Origin of the sequence: Mesorhizobium sp. M1329 (assembly GCF_040318035.1) — a bacterium.
In the GTDB taxonomy this organism is placed as follows: domain Bacteria; phylum Pseudomonadota; class Alphaproteobacteria; order Rhizobiales; family Rhizobiaceae; genus Mesorhizobium.
In genome coordinates, this window is the sequence record NZ_JAMYLN010000025.1 from 1 (window position 1) to 14,906 (window position 14,906).

Annotated in this window: 13 protein-coding genes; 2 read left to right on the top strand and 11 right to left on the bottom strand. The window is 62.6% G+C overall.

The window, feature by feature from the left end; translation table 11 throughout:
* Window positions 1-995 precede the first annotated feature (995 nt).
* Window positions 996-1,310 carry a HigA family addiction module antitoxin gene (locus NKH21_RS22905; protein ID WP_352567235.1) on the bottom strand — a complete coding sequence of 105 codons (315 nt, stop codon included), beginning with the start codon at window positions 1,308-1,310 and terminating at the stop codon, window positions 996-998.
* Between the two features lie 10 nt (window positions 1,311-1,320).
* Complete coding sequence (locus tag NKH21_RS22910; protein ID WP_352567233.1) at window positions 1,321-1,605, bottom strand: type II toxin-antitoxin system RelE/ParE family toxin; 285 nt, start codon at window positions 1,603-1,605, stop codon at window positions 1,321-1,323.
* 549 nt (window positions 1,606-2,154) lie between these two features.
* Between NKH21_RS22910 and NKH21_RS22915 the strand changes: the two genes are divergently transcribed.
* Window positions 2,155-3,918 carry an adenylate/guanylate cyclase domain-containing protein gene (locus NKH21_RS22915; protein ID WP_352492806.1) on the top strand — a complete coding sequence of 588 codons (1,764 nt, stop codon included), beginning with the start codon at window positions 2,155-2,157 and terminating at the stop codon, window positions 3,916-3,918.
* Between the two features lie 20 nt (window positions 3,919-3,938).
* On the opposite strand, the gene NKH21_RS22920 is transcribed toward NKH21_RS22915, so the two are convergent.
* The 9 genes from NKH21_RS22920 to NKH21_RS22960 form a co-directional block, all read right to left on the bottom strand.
* Window positions 3,939-4,370: a plasmid maintenance toxin (PemK-like) gene (locus tag NKH21_RS22920; protein WP_352492805.1), complete on the bottom strand. Its 432-nt coding sequence runs from the start codon at window positions 4,368-4,370 to the stop codon at window positions 3,939-3,941.
* A gap of 8 nt (window positions 4,371-4,378) precedes the next feature.
* The gene (locus NKH21_RS22925; protein ID WP_352492804.1) at window positions 4,379-4,678 is read right to left on the bottom strand and encodes a type II toxin-antitoxin system Phd/YefM family antitoxin; all 300 of its coding nucleotides are present in this window, start codon (window positions 4,676-4,678) and stop codon (window positions 4,379-4,381) included.
* A gap of 749 nt (window positions 4,679-5,427) precedes the next feature.
* A complete protein-coding gene (locus NKH21_RS22930; RefSeq protein ID WP_352492803.1) occupies window positions 5,428-6,306 on the bottom strand; it encodes an SMP-30/gluconolactonase/LRE family protein in 879 nt (292 codons plus the stop codon).
* Between the two features lie 35 nt (window positions 6,307-6,341).
* Window positions 6,342-7,304 (bottom strand): 3,5-dioxohexanoate:acetyl-CoA acetone transferase, encoded by a 963-nt coding sequence (gene kce / locus NKH21_RS22935; protein ID WP_352567229.1) that lies wholly within the window; start codon window positions 7,302-7,304, stop codon window positions 6,342-6,344.
* Entirely contained in the window at window positions 7,301-8,248 is a 948-nt protein-coding gene (locus tag NKH21_RS22940) for a 3-hydroxyacyl-CoA dehydrogenase (RefSeq protein ID WP_352867716.1), read from the bottom strand. The genes kce and NKH21_RS22940 overlap by 4 nt, the downstream gene beginning before the upstream one ends.
* A gap of 11 nt (window positions 8,249-8,259) precedes the next feature.
* Window positions 8,260-9,066 carry an SDR family oxidoreductase gene (locus tag NKH21_RS22945; RefSeq protein WP_352867718.1) on the bottom strand — a complete coding sequence of 269 codons (807 nt, stop codon included), beginning with the start codon at window positions 9,064-9,066 and terminating at the stop codon, window positions 8,260-8,262.
* Between the two features lie 17 nt (window positions 9,067-9,083).
* The gene (locus NKH21_RS22950; RefSeq protein ID WP_352668153.1) at window positions 9,084-11,153 is read right to left on the bottom strand and encodes an ABC transporter permease; all 2,070 of its coding nucleotides are present in this window, start codon (window positions 11,151-11,153) and stop codon (window positions 9,084-9,086) included.
* Window positions 11,150-12,688, bottom strand: a complete 1,539-nt coding sequence (locus NKH21_RS22955) for a sugar ABC transporter ATP-binding protein (protein WP_502903446.1) — start codon at window positions 12,686-12,688, stop codon at window positions 11,150-11,152. Before NKH21_RS22955 ends, NKH21_RS22950 begins: the two co-directional genes overlap by 4 nt.
* Window positions 12,689-12,761: 73 nt before the next feature.
* Window positions 12,762-13,889 (bottom strand): sugar ABC transporter substrate-binding protein, encoded by a 1,128-nt coding sequence (locus tag NKH21_RS22960; protein ID WP_352668150.1) that lies wholly within the window; start codon window positions 13,887-13,889, stop codon window positions 12,762-12,764.
* 233 nt (window positions 13,890-14,122) lie between these two features.
* On the opposite strand from NKH21_RS22960, the gene NKH21_RS22965 reads away from it, so the two are divergent.
* Window positions 14,123-14,803, top strand: a complete 681-nt coding sequence (locus NKH21_RS22965) for a GntR family transcriptional regulator (protein ID WP_352492797.1) — start codon at window positions 14,123-14,125, stop codon at window positions 14,801-14,803.
* Window positions 14,804-14,906: the final 103 nt, after the last annotated feature.

Sequence of the window (14,906 nt, forward strand, 5' to 3'; positions counted from 1 at the left end):
TACCCCGGCCTCGTGTTCCTTCAAAATTCCGATGATCTGCTCTTCAGAGAAGCGGCTGCGTTTCATGTCCTGGTCCTCTCGATGGGCCAGAACGAACTTCAAACCGGATTAGATCAGAGGGGCAAGGTCACACTCACCCCACGAGCGCGATATCATGGCCCCTATCCATGAGACTATTGAACTGTCGGGATTTGGCGTCCTCGCTGGAAGGCCGAAAGGGTTTGGTGACCGACTTGATCGCCTAACTGCGGAGCTGGTCATAGCGGTAGCGGACGAACATGGAAGTGAACCTGCTGTGCGCGGCCTCGCGGACACGCTCGTCAGTATTGCGCCTCTGGTCTGTACGATCCTGATAGTCGCCAGCGCGAAGCCATAAGCACGATAATCGAGGCCCTGGTCCCTCAGGTACTGCCTCCGCAACACATGCACATAGAAGCGCGGATGGCGGCCGAGGCGAGAAGAGAAGTATTGGAAAGCGGCAATTGGCTGACCGCTCCTCAAATCGCGACAATGGCAGGGTTCAGCACGGTCTCCTTTCAGATCGTGCGTTTCGACGACCTTTTTTGATGGGGCCTTCGCGACTTGAGGAGTTGCCGGTTTATCGGCCAGTTTTGCCTGTTTCTCAAAAGGCTGGGGGGCGGAAAATATTGGCGTCACGATCCTTTCATCGCTGCGTTCAAACGCCGAATGGTCGGCCAACTGGTGAGCATGGGCCGACCCTGGACAACTCGATCCCGTAGGCACACATCAACGTGAGCACGCGTAGTGACGCTTCTCAAAACCGGACTTCCCGAATTTCATCCCCACGGCGGCCAGCTTGTAGGATGGGGACAAGAAAATTTCCGCTTCCGCACGCGGGCTCCAGGAAGCGGGAGTCGATGCGCTCGGTCTCGCCTTTGACGAGATCGACCATTTTTCGAGTGGCCACGGGGGCGTGAAAACCTCCCCGTGATCGGCAACACGTTTCTTGGATTTGATGAGAGTCACGGGCGGCCCTACACGTTCTGCGGCGTGCTAAGGCCGGCGGTTTCACGCCGCACCGGCAGCTTGGCGATTTCCCTGCCGGCCTTCTCTTCCGCGACGCGGATGTCATAGGCACTCTGGAGATTGAGCCAGAACTGGGCGCTGCTGCCAAACCAGTGACCAAGCCGAAGGGCGGTGTCGCCGGTGACGCGGCGCCGACCATGGATTATCTGCGTCACCCGATTGGGCGGGACGTTGATAAGGCGCGAAAGCTCGGTCGGCGAAACGCCAAGCTCCTGAAGCTCGTCGGCGAGAATTTCGCCGGGATGGATGGCAGATCGGGACATGAGTCATCTCCTAATGGTAATCGACTATTTCCACGTTTGACGGGCCGGTAGCGTCCTTGGGCCATTCGAAGCAAATCCGCCATTGCATGTTGATGCGGATGCTGAATTGGCCGCTCCGGTCGCCCCTCAGGGCCTCAAGACGATGGCTGGGCAAAGCCCGCAAGTCCCCGACGCCGGTCGCGGCGTCCAGAATTTCAAGGCGCGTCCAAGCCTGCCTGTCGAATCCCTGAAACTCCCGGACGAACGTGCCATTGCCAAAGCCTTCGGTCCGTTTGTCGCGGTAGCTTAGAATCATAGCGTCAGGAATACCTCGCTTTGACGATTTACGTCAAGAGTAAATTTCCTCGATCCCGTAGGTCAACATTATGAAATCAGGGCCGCATAGCCTGAACTGGAAGTTCTGACCGTTGCCGCCCTACTTCCGAAACACGGGATATCGGCTTCGCGCCCACGCTTCGGCTGTGGCGGTCAGCATTGCCACCGCCTGGAAGCTGACATAGCCGGCGACTCTGGAACTCGCGGTCGCGTTACATGAGCAGAAATTGAGAACATTTTCCCCAGTGGACATTCGGTTGATACGTTAGGCGCCGAAGTAAGGAGGCTCGTGCATTGGGGACGCGCCTCTCTTTAAAGCCGTCACCAGGCTTGCAATTCGGTGGCGCATTGCGACATTGGCTACATGAGCACGTCCGCACAACCAGTGCGTCTGGCCCGCCCCGAAAAGAAGCGGCGGCGCATCCCCATTGCAGTCATCATGGCGTTGAGTTTCGGCAGTCTCGTATTCCTGTCGGTCGGCGGCGTGCTCGCATTGTCGGTCGGTGCCAATTTTCGCAACACGTTCGACTTGCTCGGCGCCCAGTCGACACTCCTCATCGACGCGATGGAGGACTCGCTGCGCGCAGAGATGGGAGACGCCGAGAACGCGGTGGACGGCATCGCGCAGTTGTATGCCCAGGGCGAGTTCCAGATCGACGACAAGGCGATGTCCGCAGCTGTTGCCGGTGCTCTGGCTGCCGCTTCAGGGATCGAGGCGACCCTAATCTGCACCCCCGATCTGGTCTGCCGCGGAGCCGCGCGCTCCGTTGAAAACAACGTTGCAACGGGCGCGATCGAGCATTTTCCGGCCGAGCCCGAGAAGTCGCCCCAAGTCCGCGCCGCCCTCGAGCAACGCCGACAGGTCGGCGGCCGGCAGTGGGGGGCGTTCGTGGCCAACGAGTTCGGCCTGTACGCACATGTCTCCGTGCCGCTGGTACGTGATGGCGTGACACAGGCCTGGGTTATCGCGGCGGTCGAATTGCAGAAACTGTCCGGCATCACGCGGAAATTGTCATCGCGATTTGGCACGCATGCCTTCATTCTTGATGGCGAAGATCGCGTGGTCGCCGACCAAAGGCTGGCCGATCCCGACGCTCTGAAGAATGGCGTCCTCCCGCTGACGCCGCTGGCCACGTATGGCGATCCGGTATTGGCCGCATATAGCGCGCGCAAGGTAGAGCGGGAGTTCGATACGCGACACGCCCGCGACATAGAAATCGCCGAGATCGACCCAAGCGTGGACAATGCGTCAGAGTGGAGCGGCGACACCACCTACATCGCCATCACCCGCAAGATCGCAGGCTATGGCGACGAGCCCTGGACGCTCGGCGCGTATTTCGAGACCAGCCAGATCAGCGACGAGATCGAGCGTGTCATAGGATCGGCTATGCTTGGACTTGTCGCGATGGCGGTGGCGGTCATCGTCGCGATTCTTCTCGGCAGGCGCCTGGCGCGCCCGATCCAGGCGATTGCCGGCCAGGCCACGCGCGTCGCCGATTTCGATCTCGACGGTGTCGCCCCCCTGCCGCGCAGCAGAGTGCTGGAGTTGGACAATCAGGCTTCGGCGTTCAATGCCATGCTGATCGGTTTGCGTGCATTTTCGACCTATATTCCGCGCTCGCTGGTGGCCAAGCTGGTGCGCACCGGAGAGATCGGCATCGCCGAACCGCGCGAAGCGGTTGTCACTGTGATGTTCACTGACATCGCCGGCTTCACCACGCTGTCGGAGCAGATGGAAGCCGCCGCCGCGGCCAGGCTGCTGAACCACCACTTCGCGATCTTGTGCGGCGCGGTCGATGCACATGGCGGTACTGTCGACAAGTTCCTGGGCGACGGCATGCTGGCGTTCTTCGGCGCGCCGGATCGGCTGGAGGGCCATGCCGCCGCGGCCGTCCGCGCCGCCGCGGCGATCCGCGAGGAGCTGGAGAAGGACAATATGGAAGCGCCCAGCGAAGGCCGGCCTCCGCTTCATGTCCGCATCGGCATCCACACGGGCTCTGTCATTGTCGGCAACATTGGCGCATCCGACCGCGTGAACTATACGATCGTCGGCGACACCGTGAACGTCAGCCAGCGACTGCAGGACCTCGGCAAGCAGCTCGAACCGGGCGCCATCGCCGCAATCGCCATTTCCGGCGAGACTGCGTCGCGGCTCGACGAAAGGTTCGAAAGGATCCCGGCGGGCAAACACCGGCTGCGCGGCCGCGGCGAGGCGACGGAAGTCTTCCAGCTTGGCAAAGTCGCGTCGTCAGAATCGCCCCGTCTGAACGTTCACCGCGCTCAAGCAGGCTAAGGGACATGCCACTTCCATCGTCACGCGGTACGCGACGTGCTCGTATGCGCCTGGCCTGTCGCGATGGCGACAAACCGGCGCTTGACTGCTGCAAACAACGCCGGTGGCAGCGGCCCGTAGTAGCCGCTCTCCGTCTCCAGCGGCCGGATGTCAGGCCCCGGCCAGGCGAATCGGTTACTTTCCGTCAAAACGATCCACGACCGTTCACCGTCAAGGCGCAAACGCAGCTTGACCGCAGCCGGAATCTCGATGGCATCATCGGGATCGGACGGCGGCGTATGGGTGATCGGCAGGACCCGGACGACCGGCGAGCCGTCCTCCTGCATGGCGACCAGCGCGAGCACCAGGCAGGGCCGGTCCTTGTCGCCTTCCTCGCGGCCTTCGCGGTGTTGCCAATGCCAGAGGTAGGAGTAACGGAAGACGTGGCCGACCTTGATTTCAGCCGGTAGCATTTTTGCAGTCAGGCCTTTTGCTCCGAGGGGTTTCGCCCCGATGGTTTTGACCCAGAGAGCTCGTCGTTGAGATGGTCGAGATGCGGCTCCATTTCAGAGGCTTCGACCGCGGCGATCTCGTCCGAGCCGAGCTCCGCTGTCAGATCGACCCGCCGGTCGCGCTTCGACAGCCGGACAAAATCCTCATAGGCCAGCAGCACCGTGCGCGGGCGACCGTTCTTTGTGATGATGACCGGGTCGCGGACCGCGGCGTCCTGATAGGCGCCAAAATTTTTCGAGACGGCGGCGGCGGTGACGGTGGTGCTCATCGGCGAGACTCCTTTATTCCGGAATATACGGGCTTTCCGGGCTTTCCGCAATTGTGTCGCCCGCCAAACAGGGCAGCTTCCAAAGTCCCTCGTCCGTTCGCCTGAGTTCGTTCTGCGAGTGCGCCACCGATATTGTGCAAAACCACCTCCAGAACACCTCCACTTGCTGTAGGCAGCCGCAACTGGAAGCGATGCCGGACCTTGCTGTGACGAGCAGGAATAAGGCTGTCTGTGGCGGCAAGGCTGGTTGAGGAAAGCCCAGACCGTTATGAAGCCAATGACCGAAGAGCATCCCGCGGCACTAGCACAATACGTCCCTCGGCAGCTCTCGACTAGCGAAAGACTGACGACAACGTCTGTTTGGGGTCGAACTTGCCTATTGGCCGCTTGCCAGAGAGTGGACATTCGCGGACCGCCACACTGCTATAGCCAATGCTGTGGATCGACTCCAGCACCTGGTGCCCGCGTGCGGCGGCTTGATAAGTTTGTCGGGATCGTCGGTCCAGACGAAGGGCTACGACTGCAGCTTGTGCTCGATGACGAAGCGGTTGATGGCGGAAACCCAATGCCCTCAACACGGGACTGGTGATGGCTGGCGCAGCGCCTGCCGTGCTGCCGCCATTGGTGCTCTGGGCTCCTGACACGACCACGCCAGAACCGCACGGCACGAGCTTCCAGCGCCGTTGCCCTGCGGCAGGAGGTTGGGGTGGCACCAAGAGGCGGGGAGGATGATCGCCAGTAAACACGGATTATGCGGCAAATCTTGGCTCCGGAACTCCCGTTACGCCGAGGCCGGCGATGGCAAAAAGGCTGCCCCGTAAAACTCCGTCGCCCGGAAAACGCGGCAGCGGCGGCTTGGCCATCGACGTGACGTACAGGGTATCGAGCTTCGGCCCGCCGAACATGACGCTGGTGATCTTCTTGACGGGCATGTCGATAATGCGATCAACGCTGCCGTCGGGCGCGTAACGCACCAGCCTGCCGTCATAGACCAGCGCGTTCCAGAGGAATCCTTCCGCATCGACGGTCGAGCCGTCGGCCGCCCCACCCCGGCTGGTATCGACGCGCGTGAAAGTGCGCCGGTTGGTGGCGGCACCGGTTTCGATATCATAGTCGTAGGCCCAGATCTCCCCTGTCCAGGTGTCGGAGAAATAGAAGGTGCGGTCGTCGGGACTCCAGCACGGGCCGTTGGAGCAGATGATGCCGGAATCGATCCTGGTGACGGAGAAATCGGGATCGAGCCGGTAGAGCCCGCCGGAGGGTCCCTCTTCCATGGTGTCCATTGAGCCGGCGAAGAAGCGGCCGCGCCGATCGACCTTGCCATCATTGAGCCGGTTCATCGGCCTGTCCGGCTCTGGATCGTGGATCAGCGTCACCTCGCCGGTGGCGAAATCAAGCAGATGGAAACCGCGCTGCAGCGACACCACCGCGCCACCGCCGTCCTTGCGCAATGCCATCGAACCGATCTTCATCGGCACGTCCCAGCAACGGATCTCGCGGCCGTCGGCGGTCGCGCGAAACACACGCCCGTCGAAACTGTCGATCCAGTAGAGGCGCTCCTGTTCAACGTCCCACAGCGGTCCCTCGCCCAGCGTGGTCTTCACGTCCACCACGACTTCGATCTTCATGCCGTCCTCCTCTGTTCGAACCTTGCAGAAACCGGTTAGAACGCGACCTGGTCGCCGCCCTTCAATGACAGGATCTCGCGGGCGTCGTCGGGCGTCGCCACTTCCATGCCAAGTCCTTCTATGATCTTGCGGGCAAGCACCACCTGCTCGGCATTTGACTTGGCAAGCTTGCCCTTGCCGGCCCAAAGACTGTCTTCAAGCCCAACGCGGATATTGCCGCCAAGCGCTGCCGATTGCGCGGCAATGCGCAACTGGCTGGCGCCCGCACCCAGCACCGACCAGCGGTAATGCTCGCCGAACAGGCGATCGGCGGTGCGCTTCATATGGGCGACATCTTCGGGGTGCGAACCGATGCCGCCGAGCAGGCCGAATACGGACTGCACGAAGAACGGCGGTTTCACCAGCCCGCGATCTGCGAAATGGGAGAGGTTATAGAGATGGGCGATGTCGTAGCACTCGAACTCGAAGCGCGTGCCGTTGTCGTAGCAGGTCTCGAGTATGTACTCGATGTCCTTGAACGAGTTGCGGAATACCAGGTCACGCGTCGCTTCCAGATGCGGCCTTTCCCAGTCGAACTTGAAGGCCTCGTATTTGGCGACGAGGTGATAGAGCCCGAAATTGATCGACCCCATGTTGAGCGAGGCGACTTCCGGCTTGAACTGGGCGGCGGGGCGCACACGCTCCTCCACCTTCATGTAGGGGCTGCCGCCGGTGGTGATGTTGATGGCGGCATTTGTGCCTTGCTTGATGCGCGGCAGGAAACGCGCGAATGCCTCCGGCGTCTGGTCGGGCTTGCCGGTCTCGGGGTCGCGGGCATGCAGATGCAGGATCGCCGCGCCAGCCTCGGCCGCCGCAATCGCCTCCGAGGCGATCTGGTCCGGCGTGATCGGCAGATAGGGCGACATGGTCGGCGTATGGATCGCCCCCGTCACCGCACAGGTGATGATGACCTTGCCCTTGGCTTGCTGAGCGCCGTGCTTGCGGCTTGTTTCCGTCATCGTCCAAACTCCTGATCCGATTTCTTCTTGTGCGCCGCCAGCGCCATCAGCCGGCGGTCGCGCCAGACCTGCCGTTCGCCGAGTTCTTCCTGCGGCAGGCGCTTGCGGCGCTCGGCCTCGATCGTCTCCATGACCTCGCCGGCCCAGTCGACGCGGCGCAGCATCTGCGGGAAGATGTTGGAATAGATCCTCTGATAGCGCTCCACATAGTCGCGCACACCACCGGGCGCGTTGAGGTCGATGGTTTCGAAGGGACCCATGAACGACCAGCGCAGCGCCAGCCCGTCGCGCAGGCTCGTATCGACGTCCTCGACGCTGGCATAGCCGTCGGCGACGAGCCGGAACGCCTCCTCCAACAGCGCGCCCTGCAAGCGATTCATGATGAAGCCGTCGAGTTCGCGCTTCATCACCAGCGGCGCGTGGCCCGCCTCGACAAGAAAAGCGCGGGTCCTTTCCAACGTTTCGGCGGAGGTCCATGGCGCCGGCACGACTTCCGCGGCGGGGATGAGATAGGGCGGATTGATCGGGTGCACGACGAGGCAGCGATGGCGCCCCTGAAGGTGATCGGTGAACTTCGACGGCAACAGCGCCGAGGTGGAACTGGCGATCACCGCTTGCGGACCGGCAAGGGCGTCGATCCGGGAGAACACGTCACGCTTCACCTCCAGGTTTTCCGGTGTGTTTTCCTGGACGTGGACGGCATCGGCCAGGGCCTCGCCAAGCTCCGCTGCAATGGTGATGCGGCCGAGCACGGCATCCACCGCCTGTCCCCGCAGCAAATCGTTAGCGGCGAGGTCGCCGAGCACGCCGGCGATATAGTCGCGCGCACCGCTGGTCGCGGCAGGCGCCTGGTCCCACATGCGCACATCATGGCCTGCACGAGCGAAGCTGATCGCCCACGCCCGCCCGATGAAACCGCTTCCTACAATTGCTACCTTCGCCATGCTCGCCCTCCTCAGAGTGTCTCGACGTTGCCGTCGACGCCCAGCGACTGGCCGGAAATGTTGACGCCCGCATCGGAAAGCAGGAAAGCCACCATCGCCGCGACATCGTATGGGCTGGTCATACGGCGCAGCGAGATGTTCTGCAGATAGCGTTGCGTCATCTCCTCGTTTGAAATGCCTAATTGCTTTGCCCGGTCGGCAATGACCTTGTCGATGCGCGGCCCTTCGATGATGCCGGGCAAGATGGCATTGACCCTGATCCCATGCGGTCCAAGTTCCTTGGCAAGGCTCTGAGTCAGGCCGACAACGCCGAATTTGGCAGCCGAGTACGGCGTTCGGAACGCGTAGCCATGTCGGCCGGCGGCCGAAGACATCGAGACGATCGAGCCGCCGCCTGCCGACTTGATCAGCGGCACGGCACGCCGCGCGCACAGGAACTGGCCGGTCAGGCAGATATCTATGCAACGCCGCCAGTCTGCCGGATCGATCTCATCGACGCCGCCGGTCGGGCCGGCAATGCCGGCATTGTTGATCAGGGCGTCGAGCCCGCCGAGCTTCTGCTTGACCGTCTCGAACAGCCGGTCGACATCCTCGTCGCGCGAAACGTCGGCTTTGATTGCGGCGGCGAGCGTCATCCTCTCTGGAGCAGCGGCCAGCGCCTCGTCGGAAATATCGCAGATCACGACGCGCGCGCCGAGCCGCGACAGTGTCTCGGCAATGGCAAAGCCGATACCGCCGGCGCCCGCCGTGACCAGCACGCGTTGGCCTTTGAGCCCGGTCAGGAATTCGTCTGCCGATGCCGGTGCGCTTGAGCTCATTGTTCCATCCCTTTCACTCAAATCCGTCTTTCGCGCAGCGCCATGACGGCACCGAGCACCACCAGCCCGAACAGGATCGCCCGCGTCGCGTAAGGCAGCGTCGTGCCGGCGAGCAGCATTTGCAATGCGGTCAGCAGCAGCACCCCGCCCAGCATGCCGAGATAGTGGCCACGCCCGCCGGTGATCAGCGCACCGCCGACCACGACGACGGCGATGGAGGGCAGCAGATAATCGTCGCCCATGCCGAGGCTGGCCTGGCCGGAAAAGCCGGTCAGCATGATGCCGACCAGCGCCGCGCAGACCGCCGACAGCACATAGACGAGGATGAGCGTGCGACCGACCGCGATGCCGGAGAGCTGGGCTGCGCGCAGGCTGTTGCCGATGCCATAGACGCGGCGGCCGAAAGCGGTGCGGCCAAGCAGCAGCACGGCAAAGACGACGAAGGCGATCATGAACAGCACCACCGGGGTGATGGCGAATATTTTGCCGGTCATGAACCAGCGCAGCATCGGCGAGGAGAAGCCGGCCGGCGTGCCTTGCGAGTAGAGCAAAGCGAAACCTTGCAGAATGCCGTTGGTGGCCAGCGTCATGACGATCGGGGAGATACCGAGAAAGACGATGCCGATGCCGTTGGCGACACCTATCAGGCAAGCGACAACGAGCACCGCAGGTAGCGCATAGGAAAGTGCAGCATCCGACCCGTTGACCATACCGGCAAGCAGGATTCCCGACAGCCCGATCGTCCACGGCACTGAGAGGTCAAGCCCGCCGGTAAGAATCACGCTGCCCTGCCCAAGCGCCAGGATGGCAAGGAAGCTCGACAGCACGAAAAGCGAGTTCCAATAGGTGAAATTGATGATTGCCCGTCCGAGCCAGATCTGGGTGACGATGACGACGATGGCAAGACAGACATAGGCCGGCAGCGCATAGCGCAGCGTCTCGGCGTTACGGACATGGAAGGCAGGCTGCGGCGCCTGCTGGTCGCCGGCGCTGCCCCGCGCAATTCGCAGCCGCCGGTCGGTGCGATCGATCTGCGAGGGCAGCATTCCGGCGCGCCACGCGGCCAGCCGAGCTCGCAGGCCACGCAGTTGGCGGGCAAGCACGGAGCCATGCGACAGCGAGCCGGCAAGCACGGCAAGGATCAGGATCGTGCCCTCGGCGATCGTCGAATAGTAGGCCGAGACGTTGAGCACGAGCAGGATGTTGACGACCATCATGAGGATGTAGGCGCCGAAGACGGTGCCGACCGGCCCACCTTGGCCGCCGCCCAGCCTTGTACCGCCGACCACGACCGCCGCGAACATCGACAGCAACAACGGGTTGCCGACCAGCGGATCACCGCTGCCGGTCTGGGCGCTGATGAAAACGCCGGCAAGCCCATAGCAGCCGCCGGCGATGACATAGACCAGGAAGCGTACGAGAACGACGCGCACACCGACCGCGGCGGCGGCATCCGGATCACTGCCGAGCGCATAGAGAGCTGTCCCGAAGCGTGTGCCTTTGAGCCAGAACCAGCCGAGCAGGACGACACCGATGACCACCAGCGGCATCGGTAACCAGCCGGCAATAGCATCGCCGAGATAGAAGGCGCCAAGATCGGGCGAGACGAAGCCGCCCGGCTTGTCCATGACCAGCAGCGTTACTCCCTGCAGGATGAACATGGTCGACAGCGTGACGACGATAGGCTGCATGCGCAGGACGGCAATGAAGAAGCCGTTGAAGGCGCCGACCAGCATGCCGACCCCAATTCCGGCCAAAGTCCACCACGCGACACTCGTGCCGGTCGCCATCGGATCCATGCCGTTTGCCAGGACGACATTGACCAGAGAGATCGCCGCGCCGGCGGACAGGTCGAAACCGCCCGACAGGATGACCAGGGTCTGGCCGATCGCCGCCAGTGCCGAAGTGGCGCCGCCGCTCGACAGGAAGGAAATGTCGAAATAAGTGAGCCGCCCGGCACTGACCAGATCGACGATCAGCAGGAGCAGGGCAAAGACGATCGCCGCGACGATTGCGCCGCGATGCCGCGCGAGGAGCCGCGACAATACCGCCGTCGGTGCCGCGTCGGCCAAGCTCGTCACACTCATTCCGCCGCCTCCCGGACCAACTCGCCATGGCCAAGCGCCGGCCGCATGATCGCTCCTTCGGTGATCTCGCCGCCGACAAGCTCCGCCACCAGATGGCCGTCATAGAGGACGAGCACCCGGTCGCATTGATGGACCAGTTCGGGAATTTCGGTTGAATGCAGGAGGATCGAGCCGCCGGCCGCCACATAGTCGCGCATCATCACGTAGAGCTCGTGCTTGGTGCCGACATCGATGCCGCGGGTCGGATCGAAGAGCAGCAGGATCCGGCTTTCGGCGACGAGCCATTTGGCAATGGCTATCTTCTGCTGGTTGCCGCCCGAGAACGCCCCTGCCCTCGTCCATAGTGCACTGCGGTCGACCTCCACGGTCGAGAAGGCGGACTGTACGGCCTTTGCCTCTTCGTCTGTTCTGATCAGGCCAAACCGGGTGAAGCGTGCGACGACCGGCAGCGATGCATTCTGCCGACCAGAGAGCTTCAGGAACAGGCCCTCGGTCTTGCGGTCCTCCGGCACCAGCCCGATTGCCATGTTGGGCTTGAGCGCATCGGCGGGCGAGCCGAGCCACACTTGGCGCCCGTCGACCAGGATGTGGCCGCGCTCGATCTCGGACATGCCGAAACAGGCGAGGAACAGGTCGAGCTGACCCATACCTTGGAGCCCGGCAATGCCGAGGATCTCGCCCTTGCGCAGATCGAAACCGACGCCGTCGAGCTTCCTCCCGGCTTTGAGCTCGCGCACGCCGAGCACCGCAGGACCGAAGGCGGCCTCGGTTTCTGGCTTCGGCGGGAAGGTCTGGGCGATGCTGCGGCCGATGATCTTTTCGATCACCTCACCATCCGAAACATCGGCAACCGGCGCGGTCACGATGTGGCGGCCGTTCCTGAGAATGGTCAGCGTGTCGCAGAAAGCCCGCACCTCGCGCATGCGATGGGTGATGAACACGACCGTGGTGCCGGCCGCCTTCAACTGCGCGATGATGGCGCCCAGCCACTCGACATCGCCACCCGACAGCGTCGAAGTCGGCTCGTCGAGCAGAAGGATGCGCGGCTTGCGATAGAGCGCGCGCGCGATTTCGATCTTCTGGCGGACGGCGAGATCGAGCGTCGCTACCTCGGCATCGAGATCGACCGTGAACCCCAGATCGGAGATGTGCTTGCGGACTGCCTTGCGCGCGCTCAACCGCCTGATCAGGCCGATCGGGCCGACGGGCGCGTATGGCAGCAACATGTTATCCAGAACGCTGAGGTCGCGTACCAGGGTCATTTCCTGAAAGGCTGTCTGCACACCTTTGGCGTGCGCGGCGCGCGGCGAACCGAGTGGCGCCGGTTCGCCAAACACGGTGATTTGCCCGTCGTCGGGCCGAACCAGTCCCGACAGCAGCTTGACAAGCGTAGACTTGCCCGCACCGTTCTCGCCAAGCAAGGCATGCACGCTGCCGGAAGCGATCTCGAAGGATACGTCATCGAGGGCGACTGTCGCGCCAAACGCCTTGCGGACGCCCTCTATGCCGACAGCTGTCGAATGCGCTGACATCATGATCCCAGTCCCGGCCTGCATGAAGGCGCGTGTGTGGAGTGCTTCGAAAGCACCCCACGCCACTTCGGAGGGCCTACTGCTCGGGCTGGCCTACAAGGGCGGCCGCGAGACCGATTTCGGGTGTCTGATCGGAGAAGATCGAGGCGAACCAGCCTGGGTTCGAGACCAGCGATGGTTTGAACGCGTTGCAACCAGCCTTCATCTCCGCCCAGGTGCCTTCGTCGCAAAGCTTTATCGTCTCGTTGGTGACGACAGGCAGCGGCAGGATCGTTTTCTTGGCAACGTCCTTGCCTTCAAGCGCCTCGACGGCAAGCTTGAGAGCGAGTGCCCCGGAATAAGGCGGCGAGGCGTAGGAAATGCGCGAGGCGCCGAGCGGCGCATAGGGAGACGTCGCGCCCTCGACCTCCGTGCCCTCCGGCAGCATCTGGATACGCCCGCCATTGGAACCCTCGCCGGCGCAAGGCAGGAGTTCGCTGGTCTTCTTGCCAGCCTCGAGCTGCATGGAATTGGCGGTGAAGCAGCCGACCTGCATCCAAAGCCCGTTGATGTCGTCCCAACTGCGCGTCGCCAATATCTTGGAAAGTTCGGTACGGGCCACCGCCTGGCTCCACATGCCGACAGCCTCGCCGACGATCTTGATGTCGGGATGCTTGGCAAACACCTCCTTCGCGGCCTTGGTGCGCAGATCATCGACCGAGGTGCCGGGAACGCCGGTCACCGCGATGATGTTGCCCTTGCCATTGAGCTTCTTGACCAGCCACTCCGCCGTTACGCGGCCAGCCTCTTCCTGGTCGATATGGACGTTGTAGGCGCAAGGCTCCGTGATCTCGGCATCATAGGCAAACACCTTCACGCCCTTATCGCAGGCGTTCTTCACCACCTGGTTGAGCGCGGTCGGCGAGATCGGGAAAATCACGATGGCTTCAGCGCCGGCCTGGACCATGGCATTGATCTGCTGGATCTGGCGCTGTGCGTTCGGCCCCGCGACCTGGACCTGGAGGTCCACCTTGTCGGCCATGCTCTTGTGCGACGCCATCGCCTTGACCATGTTGGCGGCCTCGGCCTGCCAATCATTGCCGATGAAGCTCATGCTGAGAAATATCTTGTGCTTTCCGGCCGCTTCGGCGGCGGACATCCCAAAAGCGCAAACAGCCATGCCGGCAAGCAGCGCAAGCCGCCGGGCCTTCGATCCGATACCCATACGAAACTCCTCCCAGTTCAGACGACCGAATGCCTCCCAAGGATACAAACGTACGCCTTGTCATTCGATGCGGCTGACCGTATCATGATTTGATCAAAGATCAATGATGAAATAGCCGAGAAGCAAAAAGGCCAGACACGCGGGCGCTTGACGCGGCAATTCGAACCTTGCATTCCGGGCACAGGCGCCGGGGGTGACAAGAGCGTCGCCCGAATGGGGGAAGGTTGGCAGAAATGGCTGGGGCGGCATTCAGGAAGGCAGGCGTCGAAATCACGCCGCTGTCCAGGGAAACCCTGCAGGACAGGGTTTACCGGCACGTTACCGAGTTGATCCTCGACGGCAGCATCGTTCCAGGTGAGATGGTAACGGTGCAGAGCCTCGCCGATGCTTTCGGCGTCAGCCCGATGCCGGTTCGCGAGGCACTGCGGCGTCTGAGCGCCGCCAACGCCCTGATGGTGGTTTCCGGCCGTTCGATCGGCATCCCGGCATTAAGCCGTGCGCGGCTTATCGATCTCAGGAACGTCAGGTTCGAGATCGAGGCGATCGCCGCCGCATGGGCCGCAGAACGCATTGACGATCGCGGCGTGATGCTGCTGGGCCAGCATCTGGAGGCACTCGAGCAGGCCAATGCCGCCGGCGACGTCAAATCCTATCTCAGGGCCAATTACGCGTTTCACTTTTCCATCTACCGGGTCGCGGGCTCGGAAAACATGCTCAGCATCATCGAGAACCTGTGGCTGCAGATCAGCCCCTATTTCAACATGCTGCACGATTCTGGAAACTATTCGACCGCCAACCAGCACCATCAGCAGATGTTTGCAGCGCTGCGAGACCGCAATGCGGAAGCGGTCCGGGCGGCGGTTCGCGCCGACATCGACGCGGCCTTCACAGTGCTGATCAAACTGCTGAAGTAACATTCCTCGAAGTCGCTCCGGTACAGCGGCGAGCCGCCGCTAGGCACGAATATGTCCGTCTGAGGCATAGCGGCCGCCGGCCAGATCGGCTTTTGCGCCCACT

Excerpts from the sequence above, each read along its gene's own strand:
- NKH21_RS22905 (WP_352567235.1), bottom strand. The coding sequence starts at position 1,310 with ATGTCCCGATCTGCCATCCATCCCGGCGAAATTCTCGCCGACGAGCTT.
- NKH21_RS22910 (WP_352567233.1), bottom strand. The coding sequence starts at position 1,605 with ATGATTCTAAGCTACCGCGACAAACGGACCGAAGGCTTTGGCAATGGC.
- NKH21_RS22920 (WP_352492805.1), bottom strand. The coding sequence starts at position 4,370 with ATGCTACCGGCTGAAATCAAGGTCGGCCACGTCTTCCGTTACTCCTAC.
- NKH21_RS22925 (WP_352492804.1), bottom strand. The coding sequence starts at position 4,678 with ATGAGCACCACCGTCACCGCCGCCGCCGTCTCGAAAAATTTTGGCGCC.
- NKH21_RS22930 (WP_352492803.1), bottom strand. The coding sequence starts at position 6,306 with ATGAAGATCGAAGTCGTGGTGGACGTGAAGACCACGCTGGGCGAGGGA.
- kce (WP_352567229.1), bottom strand. The coding sequence starts at position 7,304 with ATGACGGAAACAAGCCGCAAGCACGGCGCTCAGCAAGCCAAGGGCAAG.
- NKH21_RS22940 (WP_352867716.1), bottom strand. The coding sequence starts at position 8,248 with ATGGCGAAGGTAGCAATTGTAGGAAGCGGTTTCATCGGGCGGGCGTGG.
- NKH21_RS22945 (WP_352867718.1), bottom strand. The coding sequence starts at position 9,066 with ATGAGCTCAAGCGCACCGGCATCGGCAGACGAATTCCTGACCGGGCTC.
- NKH21_RS22950 (WP_352668153.1), bottom strand. The coding sequence starts at position 11,153 with ATGAGTGTGACGAGCTTGGCCGACGCGGCACCGACGGCGGTATTGTCG.
- NKH21_RS22955 (WP_502903446.1), bottom strand. The coding sequence starts at position 12,688 with ATGATGTCAGCGCATTCGACAGCTGTCGGCATAGAGGGCGTCCGCAAG.
- NKH21_RS22960 (WP_352668150.1), bottom strand. The coding sequence starts at position 13,889 with ATGGGTATCGGATCGAAGGCCCGGCGGCTTGCGCTGCTTGCCGGCATG.
- NKH21_RS22965 (WP_352492797.1), top strand. The coding sequence starts at position 14,123 with ATGGCTGGGGCGGCATTCAGGAAGGCAGGCGTCGAAATCACGCCGCTG.